Origin of the sequence: Terrabacter sp. NPDC080008 (assembly GCF_040702505.1) — a bacterium.
Classification (GTDB): Bacteria; Actinomycetota; Actinomycetes; order Actinomycetales; family Dermatophilaceae; genus Terrabacter.
Map to the genome: position 1 here is coordinate 779,833 of NZ_JBFBLC010000002.1, position 15,216 is coordinate 795,048.

Annotated in this window: 12 protein-coding genes; 2 read left to right on the forward strand and 10 right to left on the reverse strand. The window is 70.0% G+C overall.

Translation table 11 applies throughout. From position 1 onward, the window contains the following. Positions 1–14: 14 nt before the first annotated feature. Positions 15–1,526: a 30S ribosomal protein S1 gene (gene rpsA, locus AB0316_RS09665; protein WP_366272593.1), complete on the reverse strand. Its 1,512-nt coding sequence runs from the start codon at positions 1,524–1,526 to the stop codon at positions 15–17. Positions 1,527–1,698: 172 nt separating this feature from the next. Between rpsA and AB0316_RS09670 the strand changes: the two genes are divergently transcribed. After that, positions 1,699–2,520: a class I SAM-dependent methyltransferase gene (locus tag AB0316_RS09670; RefSeq protein WP_366272595.1), complete on the forward strand. Its 822-nt coding sequence runs from the start codon at positions 1,699–1,701 to the stop codon at positions 2,518–2,520. A gap of 118 nt (positions 2,521–2,638) precedes the next feature. Here AB0316_RS09670 and AB0316_RS09675 read toward each other — a convergent pair whose 3' ends face one another. The 3 genes from AB0316_RS09675 to polA all read right to left on the reverse strand — a co-directional run bounded on the left by AB0316_RS09675 (position 2,639) and on the right by polA (position 8,793). Then, complete coding sequence (locus tag AB0316_RS09675; RefSeq protein ID WP_366272597.1) at positions 2,639–5,353, reverse strand: hypothetical protein; 2,715 nt, start codon at positions 5,351–5,353, stop codon at positions 2,639–2,641. After that, positions 5,350–5,940 carry a hypothetical protein gene (locus AB0316_RS09680; RefSeq protein ID WP_366272599.1) on the reverse strand — a complete coding sequence of 197 codons (591 nt, stop codon included), beginning with the start codon at positions 5,938–5,940 and terminating at the stop codon, positions 5,350–5,352. The genes AB0316_RS09675 and AB0316_RS09680 overlap by 4 nt, the downstream gene beginning before the upstream one ends. A 177-nt stretch (positions 5,941–6,117) precedes the next feature. Beyond that, the gene (polA, locus tag AB0316_RS09685) at positions 6,118–8,793 is read right to left on the reverse strand and encodes a DNA polymerase I (RefSeq protein ID WP_366272601.1); all 2,676 of its coding nucleotides are present in this window, start codon (positions 8,791–8,793) and stop codon (positions 6,118–6,120) included. Between the two features lie 161 nt (positions 8,794–8,954). Here polA and AB0316_RS09690 point away from each other — a divergent pair, with 161 nt between their 5' ends. Further along, entirely contained in the window at positions 8,955–9,392 is a 438-nt protein-coding gene (locus AB0316_RS09690) for a hotdog fold thioesterase (protein ID WP_366272603.1), read from the forward strand. Positions 9,393–9,434: 42 nt separating this feature from the next. On the opposite strand, the gene AB0316_RS09695 is transcribed toward AB0316_RS09690, so the two are convergent. The 6 genes from AB0316_RS09695 to AB0316_RS09720 form a co-directional block, all read right to left on the reverse strand. Continuing rightward, positions 9,435–10,016, reverse strand: coding sequence for a GNAT family N-acetyltransferase (locus tag AB0316_RS09695; RefSeq protein ID WP_366272605.1), 582 nt, complete (start codon positions 10,014–10,016; stop codon positions 9,435–9,437). A gap of 170 nt (positions 10,017–10,186) precedes the next feature. Further along, a complete protein-coding gene (locus AB0316_RS09700) occupies positions 10,187–10,906 on the reverse strand; it encodes an ABC transporter ATP-binding protein (protein ID WP_366272843.1) in 720 nt (239 codons plus the stop codon). Continuing rightward, positions 10,896–11,783 (reverse strand): ABC transporter ATP-binding protein, encoded by an 888-nt coding sequence (locus tag AB0316_RS09705; protein WP_366272606.1) that lies wholly within the window; start codon positions 11,781–11,783, stop codon positions 10,896–10,898. Before AB0316_RS09705 ends, AB0316_RS09700 begins: the two co-directional genes overlap by 11 nt. Further along, complete coding sequence (locus AB0316_RS09710; protein ID WP_366272608.1) at positions 11,776–12,927, reverse strand: branched-chain amino acid ABC transporter permease; 1,152 nt, start codon at positions 12,925–12,927, stop codon at positions 11,776–11,778. Before AB0316_RS09710 ends, AB0316_RS09705 begins: the two co-directional genes overlap by 8 nt. Further along, positions 12,924–13,913 (reverse strand): branched-chain amino acid ABC transporter permease, encoded by a 990-nt coding sequence (locus AB0316_RS09715; RefSeq protein ID WP_366272610.1) that lies wholly within the window; start codon positions 13,911–13,913, stop codon positions 12,924–12,926. The genes AB0316_RS09710 and AB0316_RS09715 overlap by 4 nt, the downstream gene beginning before the upstream one ends. Positions 13,914–14,025: 112 nt before the next feature. Further along, a complete protein-coding gene (locus AB0316_RS09720; RefSeq protein WP_366272612.1) occupies positions 14,026–15,162 on the reverse strand; it encodes a branched-chain amino acid ABC transporter substrate-binding protein in 1,137 nt (378 codons plus the stop codon). Positions 15,163–15,216 lie beyond the last annotated feature (54 nt).

The following is a 15,216-nucleotide window of genomic DNA, read 5'->3' on the forward strand; positions in this document are numbered from 1 at the left end:
CTGAGCGGCGACGCTCAGTTGCCGGTCAGCTTCTCGCGAAGCGCGGCGAGCGCCTCGTCGGAAGCCAGGGTGCCCTCGACCGGGGCCGGGGCGTTGCGCTGGCCACGGTCGCCGCGGTCCGAGTCGCCCGAGTCGGCGACGTCACCGGTCGCGGACGAGTAGGACGTGGCGGAGCCGGCGTTGGCCGCAGCCTCGGCGTCGGCCTTCGTCGCGGCCTCGACCTGCGCCTTGTGGGCCTCCCAGCGGGCGTGGGCCTCGGCGTACTGACGCTCCCACTTCTCGCGCTGGGCGTCGAAGCCCTCGAGCCACTCGTTCGTCTCCGGGTCGAAGCCCTCGGGGTACTTGTAGTTGCCCTGCTCGTCGTACTCGGCGGCCATGCCGTAGAGGGTCGGGTCGAACTCCGACGCCGCGACGGCCTGGTCGTTGGCCTGCTTGAGCGACAGCGAGATGCGGCGGCGCTCGAGGTCGATGTCGATGACCTTGACGAAGATCTCGTCACCGACGTTGACGACCTGCTCGGGCAGCTCCACGTGGCGCTCGGCCAGCTCGGAGATGTGCACGAGGCCCTCGATGCCGTCCTCGACGCGCACGAACGCACCGAACGGGACGAGCTTGGTGACCTTGCCCGGCACGACCTGGCCGATGGCGTGGGTGCGGGCGAAGTGCTGCCACGGGTCCTCCTGCGTCGCCTTCAGCGACAGGGAGACACGCTCGCGGTCCATGTCGACGTCGAGCACCTCGACGGTGACCTCGTTGCCGACCTCGACGACCTCGGACGGGTGGTCGATGTGCTTCCACGACAGCTCGGAGACGTGGACGAGACCGTCGACGCCGCCGAGGTCCACGAACGCACCGAAGTTGACGATGGAGGACACGACGCCCGAACGGACCTGGCCCTTCTGGAGCTCCTTGAGGAACGTCGTGCGCACCTCGGACTGCGTCTGCTCGAGCCAGGCACGGCGCGACAGGACCACGTTGTTGCGGTTCTTGTCGAGCTCGATGATCTTGGCCTCGATCTCCTTGCCGACGTACGGCTGGAGGTCACGGACACGACGCATCTCGACGAGCGAGGCGGGGAGGAAGCCGCGCAGGCCGATGTCGAGGATGAGGCCACCCTTGACGACCTCGATGACGGTGCCGGTGACGACGCCGTCCTCCTCCTTGATCTTCTCGATCGTGCCCCAGGCGCGCTCGTACTGCGCACGCTTCTTGGACAGGATCAGACGGCCTTCCTTGTCCTCCTTCTGGAGGACGAGGGCCTCGACCTCGTCACCGACCTTGACGATCTCGCCCGGGTCGACGTCGTGCTTGATGGACAGCTCGCGCGAGGGGATGACGCCCTCGGTCTTGTAGCCGATGTCGAGCAGGACCTCGTCCCGGTCGACCTTGACGATGCGACCCTCGACGATGTCGCCGTCGTTGAAGTCCTTGATGGTGGCGTCGATCGCCGCAAGGATGTCTTCCTGAGAGCCGATGTCGTTGATGGCGATCTCAGGCGCGGTCTTCTCGACCGTGTTGGCAGTCATGTAGTAGGAACTCCGATTGTGGACAGTTAGGTTGGGGACCTCGCGGCGGTCGGCCTGACGGTCGGGCGCCCCGATGCCTTTGTGGACGGGTGCAACAGTGTTCGCGCACACGGATGTGCCCGGCAATCCTATCCGCGCTGTTCGCACCCGGTCAAAAGAGATGACGTATGCCGTGAGCACCCCTCGTGAGGCCATCCGCCGCCCCGCCCCTGCCGCCGAGACGGCCACCGCCAACCGGACCTGGTGGGACTCCGAGGCCTCGTCCTACTACCTCGAGCACGGCGCGTTCCTCGGCGACACCGACTTCGTCTGGGGACCGGAACGGTTCCGTGAGGCCGACGCGCGCCTGCTCGGTGAACCGCGCGGGCAGGTGGTGCTCGAGATCGGGGCCGGCTCCGGCCAGTGCTCGCGCTGGCTCGCTGCGCAGGGCGCGACCGTCGTGGCCTCCGACCTCTCCGCCGGCATGGTCGCGACCGGCGTCGCCGTCAACGAGACCCTCCACGAGTCGCTGGGCGCCGCGGTCCGCGTGCCCTTCGTGCAGTGTGACGGGCGCGCCCTGCCCTTCGCCGACGCGTCCTTCGACACGGTCTTCACGGCATACGGCGTGGTGCCCTTCGTCGCGGACCCGGACGTCGTGATGAGCGAGGCGGCCCGGGTGCTGCGTCCCGGCGGCCGGTTCGTCTTCTCGACGACCCACCCGGTGCGCTGGGCGTTCCCGGACGACCCGGGGCCCGGCGGCCTCGAGGCGCGGCACTCCTACTTCGACCGCACGCCGTACGTGGAGCAGGACGGCGCAGGGCAGGCCACCTACGTCGAGCACCACCGCACGCTCGGCGACCGGGTCCGCGACATCACCGCGGCCGGGCTGGTCCTCGTGGACCTCGTCGAGCCCGAGTGGCCGGAAGGGCACGACGAGCCGTGGGGCGGGTGGTCGCCCCTGCGCGGCCGCCTCATCCCCGGCACGGCGATCTTCGTCTGCCGCAAATCGGACTGACCCGCGCGGGCGCTGCCGTGTGCACGCTTCGGTGCCCGGGCACCGATCCCTGCACACATCGGCCGGGCACGGCGACGGCCACGGACCTCCTGGGTCCGTGGCCGCCGCACCGGTCACCTCAGAGGAGGCGGCGCCGCAGGAGGGCCGCTCCCCCGGCGAGGCCGAAGACGCCCGCGGCGGCTGCCGCGCGACCGGCGTTCGCCGAGCCCTGCCCGTCGACCCCGGCGAGCTCGAAGGAGTAGGCCGTCGCGCCCGTAGCGCCCTCGGGCGCGCCGTACGCCATGCCCTCCGTCTTGGCCCGCTGGGCGCCGACCTCGATGAGCGCGTACTTCTCGCCGTAGTCGGCGGCGGTCGCCTTGCCGGCCGCAACGAGCTTCTTCGTGCCGTCGTCCGAGAGCTTCTGCGCCCCGTCCTGCAGCTGCGGCGCACCGGCAGCCGCGTCGGTGAGCCCGGCCGAGAGCCGGCTCGTGCCGTCGGCCGCGTCGGCGAGGCCGCTCGCGAGCTGGCCCGCACCGTCGTTCAGCCGGCGCGCACCGTCGTCGAGCCGGCCGGCGCCGTCGGCCAGCTGCCCGACCCCGGTGTCGAGCTGTCCGGCGCCGGAGGCCAGGTCACCGGAGCCCTTGGCGAGCGTCGAGGCACCCGCGCTGAGGTCCTTGGCACCCTTCGCGACCTGCGACGTGCCGCCGTGGACCTGGTCCGCGCCGGTGGTGATCTGGTCGACGGCGTCGAGCAGGTCGAGGCCGCCGAGGCCGAGCAGGTCGACACCGGACTGCAGGTCGTTGACGCCTCCGCGCAGGGTCTTGTCCTTCGCGTGGTCGGTCGGCGTGCCGATGCCACCCTGGACCTTGGTGAGCACGCCGTCGACGAGCTGGCTGACGCCGCCGTCCACGAGGCCGACGCCCTCGAGCAGGCCGGGCACCTCCGGGTTGCAGACCCCCTTGAGCGTGGTGTTGCTCAGGCCGCACTCGACCTTCGCCAACCCGAGGGCAGCCGCACCGAGCTTGGTCTTGAGCAGACCCAGACCGCCGGACACCCGCCCCAGTCCGCCGGTGACCTGCTCCAGGCCGGCGTCGGCGTCGCCGAGACCGGTCAGCACCTTGGTCAGGCCGTCGGCGGCTGCTCGGGTCTGAGTCCGCAGGAGGCCAAGGCCGTCCTGCACCTGGCCGAGGATGGTCTGGCACCCGGGCCCGCAGTCAGCCTTCCTGGCAAAGGCCACCCCGTCGTCGAGCTTCGAGACGCCACCCGTGGGGGCAAGAGCGCCAGTGAGGCCGGAGCGGATGCCGGTGACCCCTCCGACGAGGGTGTCCGGGCTGACGCTGCCCTTTCCGATGCCGGCGCGGACCTGCGACACACCGTCCTTGACCTGGTCCAGGCCGCCTGCGAGCTGGTCGAGGCTGCCGTCCTTCTCGGTCGCCGCTGCGAGCCCGGCGCGCACCTGGTCGACCCCGTCGATGAGCGTGCCGTCCAGACCCTTGGCGCCCAGACCCGCGCGCAGCCTCGAGATGCCCGCGTGGAGCGGCTTCGCCTGCTCCGGAAGGCCACCCACGCCGTCGTAGAGCTGCGTGAGCCCGGCGTCGACCTGGTCCAGGCCGTCTGCGACCTGGCTGAGCCCGTCGAGCAGCTGCGGGGCGTTGTCGCCCAGCAGGTGCAGCCCGCCGGCCACCTGTGCGGCGCCGTCGTCGACCTGCGACGCGCCGCCGCTCAGCTTCGCGGCACCTGCGTCGAGCTGGCCGGCACCGTTCGCGAGCCGGCTCGCACCACCGGCCACCTTGGACGACCCGTCCTTGGCCGTCGTCGCTCCCGAGCGCAGCTGGGCCGTCCCGTCCTCGAGCTGCCCTGCGCCGCTGGCGAGCTCGCGGGACCCTGGCAGCGCCTGAGCGCCGAGACCGGCGTCGAGCTTCTTGGCACCGTCGCGCAGCTGGATCAGGCCGGCCAGCAGGCTTCCTGCACCGTCGCGCAGCTTGAGCAGGTTGGCATCGATCTCCGTGGCGCCCGCCGTCAGGGTGGCGCCCGTCGCGGCGCCGCCCTTGTAGCTCTCGGCGCCGCCCTTGAAGGACGGGCTCTCGAGGGGGCTCACCGGCAGCGCGGACACGTTCGCCTTGGGCAGGGTGCCGTCGACGATGTCGGCCGAGTAGCCGAAGGTGGCCGTGGGCGTGCCGATCGGGCCGAAGAGCGTCATCGTGTAGGTCAGCTTGGTCCCGCCGTGCCCGTCGCCCGCGACGGCAGCCTCCTTCGAGCCGACGTTCGTGAAGGTGTCGGGCAGCGTGGTGGTCAGCGACCCCACCATCGGGATGACGACGCTCTGCGTGGCGGAGGCGCTGTGGCCCGTGCCGTCGTCGAAGGTGACGACCTGCGGGCGACCCGTGACGTTCCGGACGGTGTAGCGCACCTCGAGGTGACCACTGCGACCGAGCACGTCGTCCGGCGTCACGGGCTTGCCGTCGAGCGTGTAGGTCACCGACACCTCGAGTGGCAGCTTCTTCGTGTAGTCGCTGACGCTGCGCAGGCGCTGCTCGCCGTCGACGGCGAAGTGGCCGACCATGGCGCCGTCGCGGACGTCGAAGCCGCCGAAGCCGTCGAGGTTGCGCAGTCCCCGGGTCTCCACCGGGTTCCGCAGCTCGACCGAGCCGTGGCCCTTCATCGCCACCTGCTCGTAGACACGGGCGACGTCGACCTTGCCGGTCGCATCGAGGTAGGCCTGGACGGTCTCGGTGTTGGAGACCTGCACGGAGGTGTCGGTCGTGGCCGCGGCCGCCGGCGAGGCGGCGAGCATCAGCAGGGTGGGCATCGCCGCGAGGCCGGCGACGACGGTGGCGAGGGTGCGCTTGCTCACGAGGCTGCTCCGGTCACGAGGTCGTCGAGTGTGGTGGAGGTGCTGGGCCCGCTGTCAGACGCGCTGCCCTTGCCCGCCGTGCGGCGGTCGCGTCGGGGTGTATCCGCCTGTGGCACAGCGAGCGTCGTGGCCAGGAAGCCGAGACCGACCGCCAGCAGGACCGTCGTCGCAGCGGCTGGGGAGTCGCTGAGGAACTGCGACGGCGCGTTGGTGTAGACCGACTCGTAGGAGCCCACGATGGAGGCCGCGCCCACGAGACCGCTCCACAGCGGGAGTCGCCCGCCACTGAGCCCCGTGACCACCGCGACGAGGGCGACGACGAGGAATGCGGCCACCGCTCGCCCACCAGAGGAGTCCGGCAGCCAGGCCGCGCGGAGCGCGAAGCCGAGCCAGGCGAGCAGGAACCCGGCGAGGAAGCCGGCCGGCTTGCCCCAGGCCGGGCGGTGCGGGACGAGGCCGAGGACCCCGCCCAGAGCCGCGCCGAGAAGGGCGACGTGCTCGAGGTCGAGACCGAGCAGGTTGCTCAGTCCGATGATGACTGCCGCGAAGACGGCTAGACACAGACCTGTGACCAGGCTTCTGACCATGTCCACCTCACAGTAAAAGCACCCGTCTCCGTTGGCGGGTGCAAGTTACCGGTCAGTATGCAGATGCGGGACATGCCCGTCTGCACAATCGGGACAAGGGACTCAGCCGTTGTCGAATCGTGACCTACCGGACATCGCAGGTGGGTAGGTAGCCCGCGCGGATGGGCGCCCTACGGGTCAGTGCGCCGCGTCGTGCCAGCTGCGACCCACACCGACGTTGATGTCGAGAGGGACGTCGAGCTCGGCCGCATGACCCATCTCGTGGCGCACGAGCTTCTCGACGTCGTCGCGCTCCCCTGAGGCCACCTCGAGCACGAGCTCGTCGTGCACCTGCAGCAGGATGCGCGACCTCGCCCCGGCGTCGGTCAGGGCGCGGTCGACGCCGATCATCGCCACCTTCATGATGTCGGCGGCGGAGCCCTGGATCGGGGCGTTGAGCGCCATGCGCTCGGCCATCTCGCGGCGCTGTCGGTTGTCCGAGGTGAGGTCGGGCAGGTAGCGCCGCCGGCCGAACATCGTGGCGGTGTAGCCGGTGCCGCGGGCCTCGGCGACCACCTCCTTGAGGTAGTCGCTCACCCCGCCGAAGCGCTCGAAGTAGCCCTCCATGAGGCCCCGCGCCTCCTCGGTGCTGATCGTCAGCTGCTTCGAGAGGCCGAACGCAGACAGCCCGTAGGCGAGGCCGTAGGACATCGCCTTGACCTTCGAGCGCATCGCGGGGGTGACCTCCTCGGGCTGCACGCCGAAGACCTTGGAGCCGACATAGCGGTGCAGGTCCTCGCCGGTGCGGAAGGCCTCGATCAAGCCCTCGTCGCCGGAGAGATGCGCCATGACGCGCATCTCGATCTGGGAGTAGTCGGCCGACATGAGCGCCTCGTAGCCGGCGCCGACGACGAACAGCTCGCGGATGCGGCGCCCCTCCTCGGTGCGGATGGGGACGTTCTGGAGGTTGGGCTCGGTGGAGCTGAGTCGCCCGGTCGCTGCGATGGTCTGCAGGTAGGTGGTGTGGATGCGGCCGTCGTCGGACACCGACTTCTGCAGCCCCTCCACGGTGACGCGCAGCCGGGCGGCGTCGCGGTGGCGCAGCAGCGCCTCGAGGAAGGGGTGCTGTGTCTTGGCGAAGAGGTCGTTCAGCGCGTCGGCGTCCGTGGTGTAGCCGGTCTTCGTCTTCTTCGTCTTGGGCATCCCGAGGGTGCCGAAGAGGACCTCCTGCAGCTGCTTGGGCGAGCCGAGGTTGATCTGCTCGCCGCCGATGGCGTCCCACGCGTCCTGCTGGGCCTCGGCCACCTTGGCCGCGAAGTCGCCCTCCAGTCCGTCGAGCCCGTCGACGTCCACGGCGATGCCCGTGCGCTCCATGCGGGCCAGCACGTCGACCAGGGGGATCTCCACCTCGGCGAGCAGCGAGGCACCTCCCGTGGCCGCCACCTGCTCGTCGAGCACGTCGGCGAGGTCGCGGACCGCGGTCGCGCGCACCATCTCCTTCTGCGCCGCCTGCTCGTCGGCGTCGCCGCCGAAGTCCAGCATCCCCTGGCCATCGGTCGGGGCTGCGCCGGTCAGCTCGCGGCGCAGGTTGCGCAGGACGAGGTCCTCGAGGTGGTAGGTGCGCTGGTCGGGCTTGACGAGGTAGGCCGCGAGCTGCGTCTCGCTCGTGAGCCCCTGCAGCCACCAGCCGCGCGCACCGAGAGCCTCGATCGGGCCCTTCGCGTCGTGCATGGCCTTCGGGCGGGCAGGGTCCTCGAGCCAACCGCCGACCGCGGCCTCGCCGTCCGGCGTGAGGGTCTGCAGGTCGATCCAGGCGGCGGGGCCGTCGCCGGCCGCAACGGCCAGAGCCGTCGCGTCGCCCGTGCCCCGCGCCCAGGTGCCCATGACCGACAGGCCCGCGCGCTGGTCGGACGCCAGGTGCTCGGCCACCCACGCGGGGACCTGCTCCGGCGCCAGCACCGCTCCGTCGACGTCGAAGCCCTCCTCGGCCTCGGGTGCGGCGGCCTCGACCGTGGCGAAGAGCCGGTCGCGCAGGACCCGGAACTCGAGGCCGTCGAAGACCGTGTGGACCTCCTCGCGGCTCCACTGGCTGCGACGCAGGTCCTCGATGTCGAAGCCGACCGGGCTGTCCCTGACCAGCTGGTTGAGCCGGCGGTTGCGCAGCACCTGGTCGAGGTGGTCGCGCAGCGCCTGGCCGGCCTTGCCTGTGATCTTGTCGATGCTCGCGACGATGCCGTCGAGGTCGCCGTACTGGGTGATCCACTTGGCAGCGGTCTTGGGGCCGACGCCCGGCACGCCGGGCAGATTGTCGGACGACTCCCCCACCATGGCCGCGAGGTCGCTGTAGCGGCCCGGGGGGACGCCGTACTTCTCCTGCACCTCGGCGGGACCCATCCGCCAGACCTCGGACACGCCGCGGACCGGGTAGAGGATCTTCACCTTGTCGGTCACGAGCTGGAAGGTGTCGCGGTCGCCGGAGCAGATGAGCGTCTCCACGCCCGCGGCCTCGGCCTGCGTGGCGATCGTCGCGATGATGTCGTCGGCCTCGTAGCCGTCGAGCTCCAGGTGCTTGATGCGCAGGGCGTCGAGCACCTCCTTGACGAGCGGGATCTGGCCGGCGAACTCGTCGGGGGTGCGCGCCCGGCCGGCCTTGTACTCGGAGTACTCCTCGGTGCGGAAGGACTGACGGGCCTTGTCGAAGGCCACGGCCACGTGCGTCGGCTCCTCGTCGCGCAGCATGTTGATGAGCATCGAGGTGAAGCCGTAGACCGCGTTGGTGTGCTGGCCCGTGCTGGTCGAGAAGTTCTCGGCAGGCAGGGCGAAGAACGCGCGGTAGGCCAGCGAGTGTCCGTCGAGGAGGAGAAGTCGGCTCACACCGGAAGCCTAGTGGGGCCCACGGACACCGCCCCACGGCCTCGAACCGCGCCCGCGACCCGAGCGGACGTATGCCGTCGGGCCGGCCGGGGTGTCGACGGTGCCCTGCGCGCGGGAGCGGGGCCTACGGCGTCACGGCGCGGCGGCATACCATCGCGGGCATGACCGACTCTTCGACGCAGACGACCGACCAGACCCTCGAGAGCATGCGCGGGATGGCGGGCGGCACCCTCCTCGAGCGCATGCACATCGAGCTGACCGAGGTCTCCCCCGACCGTGTCGTCGCGACGATGCCGGTCGCCGGCAACACCCAGCCCTACGGCCTGCTCCACGGCGGCGCCAGCGTCGTGCTCGCCGAGACCCTCGGATCGATCGGCGCGCAGCTGCACGCGGGACCGGGCCGCGTGGCCGTCGGCCTCGACATCAACGCGACCCACCACCGGGCCGCACGCAGCGGCGTCGTCACCGGCACCGCCACGCTCCTCAGCGCCGGCCGCACGCTGGTCAGCTACGACGTCGTCGTCACCGACGAGGACGGCAAGCGCCTCTGCACCTCGCGGATCACCTGCCTGCTGCGCGACGCCGCCCCCGGCGCCTGACCCGCTGACGCCCGGCCGCCGGTGGCAGGCGCCGGCGAGCGGTCAGCCGGCGATCTTCGGGTCGTGCCGGGGTGCCCGTGCGCGCAGGTCGCGGCGTCGCTGGAGCAGGTCGAGCGAGACGCGCTGGGAACGGGGCTCGCCCGCGAGCTTGCGCTGCAGGGTCGCCGCGGAGGCGACGCGTCGCACCGTCTCCGGGGCGAAGCCGAGACGGGCGAAGAAGCGGTTGGCCTCGCGGTCACCTGCGGGAACCGCACTGGCCAGGTGGTCGCAGCCCTGGCGGTCGGCGTAGCGGCCGGCCGCCGTCAGCAGGGCACGACCGACGCCCTGGCGGCGCAGCTCCGAGCGGACGAAGAGCATGTCGATCGACACGCACGGCGAGTCGACGAGCAGGCTCCGAGTGGAGTCGGCGAGGACGACGTAGCCGGCCGGGCGATCCTCGACGAACGCCATGAACGCGCAGATGTCGTTGCGCGACAAGGCATTTCGCAAGGTCCCGTCAAGCGCCAGACGCTGTGCCGCCTCGGGGGTGGTGCCACCCTCGACCCGGTGCGCGATCCACAGCTCGATGAACTGCGAGTGCAGGCTCTCGTCGACCCGCTGCACCGACACCACTGCTCGACCCATCATCCCTCCAGTTCCGGCCCCGAGGTCACCCGGGGAACCATACGACCATAGAGCCTCCGGCGGAAGAGGAAGCAGCAGGTCTCCCCACACGAAGGTGGGGCGTCCCGACATCGTCGGGACGCCCCACCTTCGGATTCCGAAGCCCCGCGCGCGAGGGCGCCGCACGGTCGCTACACGTCGCCGCCGAGGTATGCCGCCTTGACGGCAGGGTCGTCGGCGAGCTCCTTGCCGGGACCCTCGCGAACGATCTCGCCCGTCTCGAGGATGTACGCGCGGTGGGAGCGCTTGAGCGCCTGCGCCGCGTTCTGCTCGACGAGCAGCACGGTGGTGCCCTGGCTGTTGATCTCGGTGACGATGTCGAAGATCTGCTGGATCAGCTTCGGCGCCAGACCCATCGACGGCTCGTCGAGCAGCAGCAGCCGCGGCTTGGCCATGAGCGCACGGCCCATCGCCAGCATCTGCTGCTCACCGCCGGACATCGAGCCGGCGGCCTGGTTGCTGCGCTCCTTCAGGCGCGGGAAGAGCTCGAAGACCCGGTCGAGATCCTCCTTGACGGCCTTGGTCTTGCGGTCGGGACGGGCGTACGTGCCCATCTCGAGGTTCTCCATCACCGTCATCCCGACGAAGCAGCCGCGCCCCTCGGGAGACTGCGAGATGCCGAGGACCGGCCGCTCGTGCGACGGGGTGTGGGTGATGTCCTTGCCGTTGAAGGTGATCGAGCCGGCGCGGACCGGGCGCAGCCCGGACACCGTCTTCATCGTCGTCGTCTTGCCCGCGCCGTTGGCCCCGATCAGCGTGACGATCTCGCCCTCGTCGACCGTGAAGCTGATGTCGCGGATGGCCTCGATGCGTCCGTAGTTGACGCACAGGCCGTTGACCTCAAGAAGCATCTTCCTCATCAACTCCCAGGTAGGCGGCGACGACCGCCGGGTTGTCACGGATCTCGGCGGGCGAGCCCTCCGCGATCTTGCGGCCGAACTCGAGCACGACGATGCGGTCGGTCACTCCCATGACCAGGCGCATGTCGTGCTCGATGAGCAGGACCGTGTAGCCCTGGTCGCGGATGGTGCGGATGAGCTCCATCAGCTTGGCTTTCTCGGCCGGGTTGAAGCCGGCGGCCGGCTCGTCGAGGCAGAGCAGCTGCGGGCTCGTGGCCAGGGCCCGGGCGATCTCGAGGCGCCGCTGGTCACCGTAGGGCAGGTTGCGGGCGAGCTCGTCCGCCTTGCGCTCGAGTCCCATGAAGGTGAGCAGCTCCATGGCGCGCTCATAGCCCTGCGCCTCCTCCCGGCGGTGCTTGGGCAGGCGGAACATCGCCGAGCCCACCCCCGTCGTGTGGTGCGCGTCGGCACCGACCAGGACGTTCTCGAGCGCCGTCATGTTGGCGAAGAGCCGGATGTTCTGGAAGGTGCGGGCGATGCCGAGCTTGGTGATCTCGAACTTCTTGCGCTTGCCCAGCGGTTCGCCGAGGTAGCGCACCGCGCCCGAGGTGGGCTGGTAGACGCCGGTCATGACGTTGAAGCAGGTGGTCTTGCCCGCGCCGTTGGGGCCGATGAGACCCAGGATCTCACCCTTGTTGATGTGGAAGCTCACCTCGTTGAGGGCGACGACGCCGCCGAAGCGCAGCGTCACGGCGTCGACCTCGAGCAGGCGCTCCCCCTCCGGTACGACCGGCACGCCGATGTCGGCAGGCGCGATGTCGACGTCGGGGTTGATCTCGGTGGCCTCCTCGGCCTGCAGCGGCTGCTGGGCCTGAACCGGCTCAGACATTGGCTTCTCCTTCCTCGAGGACGGCCTCTCTGGCGTCTGCACGCTTGGCCCGGACGGTGCGGCGCGGCGGCAACAGACCCTGGGGCCGGAAGATCGCGAGCAGCATGAGCGCCAGTCCGAAGACCAGCACCCGGAAGTCCGCGAAGTCGCGGAAGCGCTCCGGGAAGTAGCCCACGACGATCGCACCCACGATCACGCCCCAGCGGTTGCCGGCACCACCGACGACGACCGCCGCCAGGAAGAGGATCGACAGCAGGAGGATGAAGTTGTCGGGCGAGATGAAGCCGGCCTTCGTGGCGAAGAGCGCCCCGGAGAGACCGCCGATCGCGGCGCCGAGGGCGAAGGCGAGCAGCTTGAACCGGAAGGTGGGCACGCCCATCAGCTCCGCGGCGTCCTCGTCCTCACGCGTCGCCTCCCACGCCCGGCCCACCCGGCTGTTCTTGACGAGGATGTCGAAGAGCAGCACGAGACCGATGACGATGAGTCCGAGCCAGTAGTACGGGACGAAGTCGGTGATCCCGAACTTCAGGAACGTCGAGGTCGTGCCGAGGTCGACCACGGGGGCGCCGCCGCTCCAGTCGAGGCTGGGGACCTCGAAGAGCGGGGCGCTCGGCGGCTTCGGGATGTCGGAGATGCCCTGGGCCCCGTTGAGCCACTGCGAGTTCACCAGGCACAGGCGCACGATCTCGCCGAACCCGAGGGTCACGATGGCGAGGTAGTCGCCGCGAACCCGCAGGGTAGGGGCGCCGAGGATGATGCCCGAGACCATGGCCGCTGCGATCGCGATGGGGAGCACGACGATCCACGACAGGTTCGCGTGCTGCGAGGTGAGCACTCCCACGGTGTAGGCGCCGATGGCGTAGAAGCCGACGTAGCCGAGGTCGAGCAGGCCGGCATACCCGACGACGATGTTGAGGCCGAGCGCCACCAGGACGTACGTCGAGACGGTGAAGAGCACCCCACCGAAGTCGGACCCCTCCGTGGTGACGAACGGGATGTTGAGCATCGGCAGCAGGAACAGGAAGATCGCGAACAGCACCCAGAGGGCGATCTTGACGCCCTTGGGAAGGGAGTTGACCCGGTTGCGGAAGCTGGGCCGACGGGTGGTGGCGGCCGAGCCGGCCGCGGGCGTGGCGGTACTCATGCGCGCGCCTTTCCGAGGGACTCACCGAGCAGTCCGGTGGGTCGGAAGAGGAGGATGAGCACGAGCAGGACGAACGCGACGACGTCCTTCCACTGCGTGCCCACGAGGGCGGAGCCGTAGTTCTCGGCGAGGCCGAGGACGAAGCCGCCGAGCAGCGCTCCGCGCAGGTTGCCGATGCCGCCGAGGACCGCGGCGGTGAACGCCTTGACGCCGAGGATGAAGCCGACGTCGTAGCGGGTGATGCCGATCTTCAGCATGTAGAAGACGGCCGCGGCACCGGCCATGACACCGCCGGTCAGGAACGTCACCTGGATGACGCGGTCACGGTTGACGCCCATCAGGGCGGCCGCCTCCGGGTCCATGGCCACGGCGCGGATGCCGCGCCCCAGGCGCGAGCGCCGGACGAACTGGTCGAGGACCACCATGATCGCGACGGCGCCGACGATGACGAAGATGTCGACGTTGGTGACGGCGTAGTCACCGAGGGTGAACACCGGCTGCGGGTGGATGATCTCTGCCATGCCGATGTTGTTGCGGGAGTTCGCGACGTACGGGCGCAGGGTGTCGTCGACGCCGAACCAGCCGGCGATCCGCTGGCGCAGACCCATCAGCTCGGACAGCACGAACGAGGCGCCGATGGCCGAGATGAGCGCGATGAGCGGCGGCGCGTTCCGCTTGCGCAGCGGACGGTAGGCGACCCGCTCCAGCAGCACGGCGACGAAGCCGGACATGGCCATGGCGGCGACGAACATCAGGGCGATCCAGAAGATCACCTGCCCGACGCTGCCGCCCGCGTGCGCACCGACGAGCGTGACGACCCACAGCGCGGCGAAGGTGCCGTACATGAACACCTCGGAGTGCGCGAAGTTGATCAGGCGCAGCACGCCGTAGACCAGCGTGTAGCCGAGGGCTACGAGGGCGTAGACGGCGCCGAGCGTGAGCCCGGTGACGGTCAACGCGAAGAAGTTGTCGAACAGGTACTGCATCCAAGACCTCCTGGGCCGGGTGCGGTTGACAAGAGCGCAGGTCGAGCGCCGGTCAGTCGAGGGGGCGGCCGGAGCCTGGTGCTCCGACCGCCCCCTGACGATGCGGACGCTGTTACTTGATCTCTCCGACGGACACGAACTTCCCGCCCTCGACCTTGTAGGCGAAGACCTTGATGTCCGCGGACTCGCCCTTGGAGTCGAACTTCAGCTGCTTCGTGACGCCCTTCTTGTCGTAGGACTTCACGAAGTCGATCATGCTGCTGCGGTCCTTGCCGGCGGCGATGCCGTCGAGCAGGATCGTGGCCGCGTCGTAGCCCTCACCCGAGTAGGTGTTGGGGTCCTGGTTGTACTTCGCCTTGTACGCCTTGGCGAAGTCCGGTGCGATGTCGGCCGGCACGCACGGGCAGGTCACGACCGCACCGTCCGCCGCGGGGCCGGCGTTGTCGATGAAGGACTGGTCCTTGACGCCGTCGGCAGCCACGAACGTGCCCTTCCAGCCGGCGTCGCGCAGCTGCTTGACCAGCGGAGCCGCCTCGGGGGCGTAGCCGCCGTAGAACAGCGCGTCGGCGCCGGAGGACTTGACCTTGGTGACCGACGCGCTGAAGTCGGTCTGCTTCTGCTGGACGGTGTCGTTGCCGACGACGGCCGAACCGAGGTCCTGGCGGACGATGTCCGCGAGGCCCTTGCCGTACTCGGAGGCGTCGTCGATGACGAACGGCTTGTTGGCCTTCAGGGTGTCCTTGATGTACTTCGCGGCGGCCGGGCCCTGCGTGGCGTCGTTGCCGAGGACGCGGAAGAAGGTCTTCCAGCCGTTGTCGGCCAGCTTGGGGTTGGTGGCCGACGGCGTGATCGTGACGAGGCCGGCCTCGTTGAACGCCGGGTCGGCGGCCTTGGACTCACCGGAGAAGGCCGGGCCGACGATGCCGACGACCTTCTTGTCGTCGATGGCCTTCTTCGCCAGGGCCGGCGCCTGGGTCGGGTCACCCTGCGAGTCGTAGTTCTCGAGGGTGACCTTGCAGTCGGCGTGCTTCTTGTTGTAGTCGTCGAGGGCGAGGTTCACGCCGTTCTGGATGTAGATGCCCAGGTTGGCGTTGGGACCGGTGAGGGCACCGAACATGCCGATCTTCTGGTCGCAGGCCTTCGCCCCGCCGGAGCTTCCGGCCGAGGTGTCGCCACCCTTGGTGCCGCAGGCGCCGAGGGCAAGTGCTGCGACCACAACCGGCACAGCGAGCTTGAGGGTAGAACGCACGGATGTCCTCCTGATGTGTCACACGTCCCTCGGTCGTCGAGGTTGAGACGGAGA

Excerpts from the sequence above, each read along its gene's own strand:
- rpsA (WP_366272593.1), bottom strand. The coding sequence starts at position 1,526 with ATGACTGCCAACACGGTCGAGAAGACCGCGCCTGAGATCGCCATCAAC.
- AB0316_RS09680 (WP_366272599.1), bottom strand. The coding sequence starts at position 5,940 with ATGGTCAGAAGCCTGGTCACAGGTCTGTGTCTAGCCGTCTTCGCGGCA.
- AB0316_RS09690 (WP_366272603.1), top strand. The coding sequence starts at position 8,955 with ATGACCGACTCTTCGACGCAGACGACCGACCAGACCCTCGAGAGCATG.
- AB0316_RS09695 (WP_366272605.1), bottom strand. The coding sequence starts at position 10,016 with ATGGGTCGAGCAGTGGTGTCGGTGCAGCGGGTCGACGAGAGCCTGCAC.
- AB0316_RS09700 (WP_366272843.1), bottom strand. The coding sequence starts at position 10,906 with ATGCTTCTTGAGGTCAACGGCCTGTGCGTCAACTACGGACGCATCGAG.
- AB0316_RS09705 (WP_366272606.1), bottom strand. The coding sequence starts at position 11,783 with ATGTCTGAGCCGGTTCAGGCCCAGCAGCCGCTGCAGGCCGAGGAGGCC.
- AB0316_RS09710 (WP_366272608.1), bottom strand. The coding sequence starts at position 12,927 with ATGAGTACCGCCACGCCCGCGGCCGGCTCGGCCGCCACCACCCGTCGG.
- AB0316_RS09715 (WP_366272610.1), bottom strand. The coding sequence starts at position 13,913 with ATGCAGTACCTGTTCGACAACTTCTTCGCGTTGACCGTCACCGGGCTC.